Annotated in this window: 5 protein-coding genes; 2 read left to right on the plus strand and 3 right to left on the minus strand. The window is 74.8% G+C overall.

Annotation, left to right across the window (positions count from 1 at the left end; genetic code table 11):
* Positions 1 to 60: 60 nt before the first annotated feature.
* On the minus strand, positions 61 to 1509 hold the full coding sequence (locus AB0C69_RS37495; RefSeq protein ID WP_345181118.1) for an MFS transporter: 1449 nt from the start codon (positions 1507 to 1509) through the stop codon (positions 61 to 63).
* Between the two features lie 197 nt (positions 1510 to 1706).
* Here AB0C69_RS37495 and AB0C69_RS37500 point away from each other — a divergent pair, with 197 nt between their 5' ends.
* Positions 1707 to 2141 carry a CBS domain-containing protein gene (locus AB0C69_RS37500; protein WP_345181116.1) on the plus strand — a complete coding sequence of 145 codons (435 nt, stop codon included), beginning with the start codon at positions 1707 to 1709 and terminating at the stop codon, positions 2139 to 2141.
* A 28-nt stretch (positions 2142 to 2169) separates the two neighbouring features.
* Here the strand turns inward: AB0C69_RS37500 and AB0C69_RS37505 are convergent, their stop codons facing one another.
* Positions 2170 to 3654, minus strand: coding sequence for a PLP-dependent aminotransferase family protein (locus tag AB0C69_RS37505; RefSeq protein ID WP_360360497.1), 1485 nt, complete (start codon positions 3652 to 3654; stop codon positions 2170 to 2172).
* A gap of 94 nt (positions 3655 to 3748) precedes the next feature.
* Here AB0C69_RS37505 and AB0C69_RS37510 point away from each other — a divergent pair, with 94 nt between their 5' ends.
* Positions 3749 to 4381 carry a hypothetical protein gene (locus tag AB0C69_RS37510; protein ID WP_345181111.1) on the plus strand — a complete coding sequence of 211 codons (633 nt, stop codon included), beginning with the start codon at positions 3749 to 3751 and terminating at the stop codon, positions 4379 to 4381.
* On the opposite strand, the gene AB0C69_RS37515 is transcribed toward AB0C69_RS37510, so the two are convergent.
* The coding region (locus tag AB0C69_RS37515) for a glycerate kinase (protein ID WP_360360500.1) at positions 4378 to 5325 on the minus strand (948 nt) is incomplete at its 5' end. The two genes, AB0C69_RS37510 and AB0C69_RS37515, sit on opposite strands and share 4 nt — an antisense overlap.

Below are 5325 nucleotides of genomic sequence, written 5' to 3' on the forward strand. Positions count from 1 at the left end.
GAGCAGGTAACCCTGGAAGTCGGCCACCAGCCGGGAGTCGACGCGGACAGGGCGGGGGTGTCAGGCGGTCGCGGCCTTCTCCGCCGAGAGCGGCTCCGCCACGTCCTCCAGGGAGCGCTGCGCGGCCTCGACGCCGATGGCCAGCTCCACCAGCCCCGCGGCGATCATCAGCCCCGCGCCGAGGTAGTAGCCGTTCACGACGTTCGCCACCTTCTCGGTCTCCACCAGGCGGCCGAACAGCGCCGGCCCGATCACGCCGCCGAGGCCCGTCCCGACCGCGTAGAACGCGGCGATCGCCATCGCCCGGGTCTCCATCGGGAAGATCTCGCTGACCGTGAGGTAGGCCGACGACGCGCCGGCGGAGGCGAAGAAGAACACCGCGCACCAGCAGGCCGTCAGCGTCCAGGCGTCGAGCAGATCCGCGCGGAACAGCAGCCCCGTGCCGATCAGCAGCACGCCGGAGACCACGTAGGACGCCGTGACCATCGTCCTGCGGCCGACCGTGTCGAACAGCTTGCCGAGGAAGAACGCGCCCAGGAAGTTGCCGATGCCGATCGGGATCAGGTAGTAGCCGACCTTGGCGTCGGGGACGTCGAAGAACGTGCTGAGCACGAGCGCGTAGGTGAAGTAGACGGCGTTGTAGAGGAACGCCTGCCCGATGAAGAGGGAGAGGCCGAGAACCGTCCGGCGCGGGTAGCGGCGCACCGCCGTCGAGACGATCTCCCCGAACGAGACGACGCGGCGCTGCCGGACCCGGATGCTCTGCCGGGGGTCCTCCAGCGGCTCGCCGGTCTCCTCGGTGATCTCCCGTTCGATGCCGCCCACCACGCGCTCGGCCTCGTCCTCCCGCCCGTGGATGAACAGCCAGCGCGGGCTCTCCGGGACCATCCGGCGGACGAACAGCACGCCGAGGCCGAGGAGGGCGCCGAGCGCGAACAGGGCCCGCCAGCCGAGGTCCTCGGGGACGAGGTCGCCGTTCAGCACCGGGATCGACAGCGCCGCCGCGATGGACGTCCCGATCCAGAACGAGCCGTTCACCACCACGTCCACCCGGCCCCGCACCCGCGCCGGGATCAGCTCGTCGATCGCCGAGTTGATGGCGGCGTACTCGCCGCCGATGCCGGCCCCCGTCAGGAACCGGCAGGCGTAGAACCACATCGGGTTGAACGAGAACGCGGTCGCGACCGTCGCCGCCAGGTACAGCGCGAGCGTGGCGATGAAGAGCTTCTTGCGCCCGAACCGGTCGGTCAGATGCCCGAAGAACAGGGCGCCCAGGCAGGCGCCGATCACGTAGATGGACGCGGCCAGCCCGACCTGCCCGTCGGTGAGCCCGAGCCCTCCGGAGGCGTCGGTGAGCCGCGGGCCGATGACGCCGACGACGGTCACCTCCAGGCCGTCCAGGATCCAGACCGCGCCGAGGCCGACCAGGACCGTCCAGTGCCAGCGTGACCACGGCAACCGGTCGAGCCGGGCCGGTATATCCGTTTCGATGGTTCGTTCCGCCGTCATCGACATGCATCCCTTGGTTCCCGATCTACGGCTTTTATGCCGCCCTTATGCCGTCGCCTGACCGGCAGGGTTCACGGACCGGGGGTTTCGCTGGGAGCCGGAACATGCGATTTTGGCAGGACCAAGGCCCGGCCAGCGGCCCCCGCCCCCGGCGGCCGCCGTCCCCCGGGTCCGAAACCGGCACCGGAGCGTGAGGCATGCGGATTCGCGACATCCTGCGGAGGAAGGGAGACGCGGTGGCCACGGTGCGGCCCGACGCCACCGTGCGAGAGCTCCTCGCCGTCCTGGCGGAGCACAACATCGGGGCGGCGGTGGTCTCGCCCGACGGCGCCTCGATCGCCGGCATCGTGTCCGAGCGGGACGTGGTGCGGCGCCTGCACGAGCACGGCGCGGCGCTGCTCGACCACCCCGTCTCGCAGATCATGACCGCCGAGGTCCGCACCTGCGGCCCCGGCGACCAGGTGGACGACCTCCGCCGCGCCATGACCGAGCACCGGTTCCGGCACGTGCCCGTCGTCGAGGACGGCCGGCTCGTCGGGATCGTCAGCATCGGCGACGTCGTCAAGAGCGCCATCGACGAGCTGGAGAGCGAGCGCGAGCACCTGGTCGACTACATCCAGCGCGCTCCCTGACGCCCGCCCGACGCGGCGCCGGGCCCGGTCAGACGTAGGCGGGCAGCGGCCGGGCCGCCGGCGCCGCCTCGGCCTCCCGCTGGGCGAGGGCCAGCCGCCGCACCGCCAGGCGCAGCGTGTCCGGCGGCAGCACGTACGGGAGGCGCACGTAGTCCTCCAGCACGCCGTCCGCCCCGAACACCGGGCCCGCGACGACGCGGACGCCGAGCCGCTCGGACGCCTCGGCGAGCCGGGAGGCGATCGGCGCGCCGATCCTCGCCCACAGCGACATGCCCCCGTCCGGGAGCCGGAACTCCCAGCCCGGCAGCAGCTCGCGCAGCGCCGCGGCGAGCGCGTCGCGGCCGCGCAGCAGGCTCTCGGCGCGCTCGGCGCGGACCTCCTCCACCCGCAGCAGCAGCTCCCGGACGATCAGCTGGTCCAGGACGGGGCTCGCCATGTCGAGGGGCTCGCGGGCAAGCACGAGGCGGCGGGCCAGCGGGGCGGTGGCGCGGATCCACCCGATCCGCAGCCCGCCCCACAGCAGCTTGGAGGCCGAGCCGATCGTGACGACCCGGCCGCCCGCGTCAAAGGAGGCCAGCGGCGGCTCGCGCGGCGCGTCGGGGTCGTGGGCGAGCTCGGCGAAGGTCTCGTCGGCGACGAGGAACGCGTCCGCGCGCCGCGCCGCGTCGACCATCCCGGCCCGCTCGCCCGCCCCCATCACGTACCCGGTCGGGTTCTGGAAGTCGGGGATCAGGTACGCCATCCGGACGGCGGCCTGCCGCATGGCGCCGGCGGCGAGCTCGACGTCCCAGCCCTCGTTGACGCCGACGGGGACGAGGCGGGCCCCGCGGCGGCGCAGCGCGCCGAGCGCGTGCGGGTAGGTGGGGCGCTCGACCATCACGGCGTCGCCCGGCTCCACCAGCAGCTGGGTCAGCAGCGTGAACGCGTGCTGCGCGCCGGTGGTGACGACGATCTGGTCGGCGCGGGTCGCGACGCCGCGCGCGGTGTAGCCGTCCGCGATGACCTGCCGCAGGCTCGCCAGCCCCGCGGGCTCGTAGCCGGGGCCGGAGCTGTAGCGGGGCAGCTCGTCGACGGCGGCGGCGACGGCCTCCTCGAAGATGGCGGGGGCGCCGGGGGCGGCGCAGCCGAGGTCGATGAACGACGGGTCGTCCGGTGCGGGGTGGGCCATGCCGTACCGGTGGCCGGCGGGGACGGCCCCGCCGTCGGGCGCGCCGGGCGGCTCGGCCGACGACATGCGCACCGGCGGCAGCGCCGTCCAGCTTCCCGCGCCCTGCCGGCTCTGGACGTAGCCCTCGTCGCGGAGCCGGTCGTAGGCGGTCGTCACGGTGGTGCGGCTGACGCCGAGGGCGGCGGCCAGGTCGCGTTCGGCGGGCAGCCGCGTGCGCAGCGCGAGCCTGCCGTCAAGGACGAGGGCGCGCAGCGACCGGGCCACCGCCGCGTAGACGGGGCGCTCGCCCGAGACGTCCCCGAGCAGCCGGGCCAGGTGCGGGCCGCTCACGTAGCGCGTGCTCATACGGGCCACTTTCGCACATTGGCTCTACCGATTCCAGTCCACTCGGGGGCAAGGTGGTCCGAAACGATGGCCGGCAGTGGAGGGGAAGCTCGAAATGGCCTTGATGGTGCGCCGCCTGGTGCAGCTCTACGTTGGATTGGCCTTGTACGGGCTTGGAATCGCCCTCCAGGTGTCGTCCGGGCTGGGCAACGACCCCTGGGACGTCTTCCACCAGGGGCTCTCACGGCGCTTCGGCCTGTCGATGGGCGCGTGGATCATCATCGCGGGCGCGGTCGTGATGCTCGCGTGGATCCCGATGCGGCAGCGGCCCGGCATCGGGACCGTCAGCAACGTCGTCCTCGTCGGCGTCTTCGCCGACCTGTTCCTGTGGCTGCTGCCCGCCCCCGGCGCGCTCGCCGGACGCTGGGCCTTCCTGATCGCCGCCGTGCTGGTGGGCGGCTTCGCCACCGGCTGCTACATCGGCGCCGGCCTCGGCCCGGGCCCCCGGGACGGGCTGATGACCGGGCTCGCGGCGCGCGGCCACTCGATCCGGGTGGTCCGGACGACGATCGAGCTGGCCGTGCTGGCCGTCGGCTGGCTGCTCGGCGGCACGGTCGGTGTTGGAACGGTCCTCTACGCGGTGGCGATCGGACCCCTGACGCACGTCCTGCTGCCCCGGCTGACCGTGGGGGCCCGCACGCCCGCACCGGCGCCCGAACCCGAACCCGAACCCGCAGGCGCCTGCTAGCGGCGGAACAGGCGGACCGCCTGCTCGGCGACGGCGGTGAGCAGGGGCGCGGCGCCCGCCTTCAGCTCCTCCAGGGTGCGGGGGCCGTCGGCGAGGCTGAACGCGGCGGTCAGGCCGAGCGCGTGCAGCTCCTCCAGCGGGCCGGCGACGCCGCCGGCCAGGGCGAGGCACGGGACGCCGCGGTCCCGGGCGAGCGACGCGACCGCGGAGACCACCTTGCCGCCGGCGCTCTGCCCGTCCACCCGTCCCTCGCCCGTGACGACGAGGTCGGCGCCGTCGAGCGCGGCGGGCAGGCCGACGGCCTCGGCGACCAGGAGGGCGCCGCCGGACGGCTCGGCGCCGAGCAGGCCGACGAGCCCGCCGCAGGTGCCGCCCGCCGCACCGGCCCCGGGCAGGTCGTGCACGCGGGGGCCGCCGCGCGCGACGACCGCGTCGGCGAAGACGGCGAGGGCGGCGTCGAGCTCGGCGACCTGGCCGGGAGACGCGCCCTTCTGCGGGCCGAACACGGCGGCGGCGCCGTCCGGCCCGACGAGCGGGTTGGTCACGTCGCAGGCCACCCGGAACCGGGTCGCGCGGACCTCGTCCGGCACCCCGGAGTCGTCGATCGACGCCAGCTGGGCGAGCGCTGCTCCGCCCGGCGGCAGCTCCCCGCCGGCGGCGTCCAGGAAGCGGACGCCGAGGGCGCGCAGCAGCCCGGCGCCGCCGTCGGTGCTGGCGCTGCCGCCGATGCAGACCAGCACGTCGCGGGCGCCGCGCCGCACCGCGTCGGCGATCAGCTCGCCGGTGCCGGCGGTGCCGGCGTTCATCGGGTCGGGCGGGACGTCCTCGACCAGCGGCAGCCCGGACGCCGCGGCCAGCTCCACCACCGCCGAGCGCCCGTCGCCCGACAGCGCGTAGCGCGCCTTGACCGGGCGCCCCACCGGGTCGGTGGCGGCGACCTCGAC

Origin of the sequence: Actinomadura sp. NPDC048032 (assembly GCF_040653175.1) — a bacterium.
In the GTDB taxonomy this organism is placed as follows: Bacteria; Actinomycetota; Actinomycetes; order Streptosporangiales; family Streptosporangiaceae; genus Spirillospora; species Spirillospora verrucosospora.

Bases quoted from the DNA above. Each gene is read 5' to 3' on its own strand.
- AB0C69_RS37495 (WP_345181118.1), bottom strand. From the start codon at position 1,509: ATGACGGCGGAACGAACCATCGAAACGGATATACCGGCCCGGCTCGAC.
- AB0C69_RS37500 (WP_345181116.1), top strand. From the start codon at position 1,707: ATGCGGATTCGCGACATCCTGCGGAGGAAGGGAGACGCGGTGGCCACG.
- AB0C69_RS37505 (WP_360360497.1), bottom strand. From the start codon at position 3,654: ATGAGCACGCGCTACGTGAGCGGCCCGCACCTGGCCCGGCTGCTCGGG.
- AB0C69_RS37510 (WP_345181111.1), top strand. From the start codon at position 3,749: ATGGCCTTGATGGTGCGCCGCCTGGTGCAGCTCTACGTTGGATTGGCC.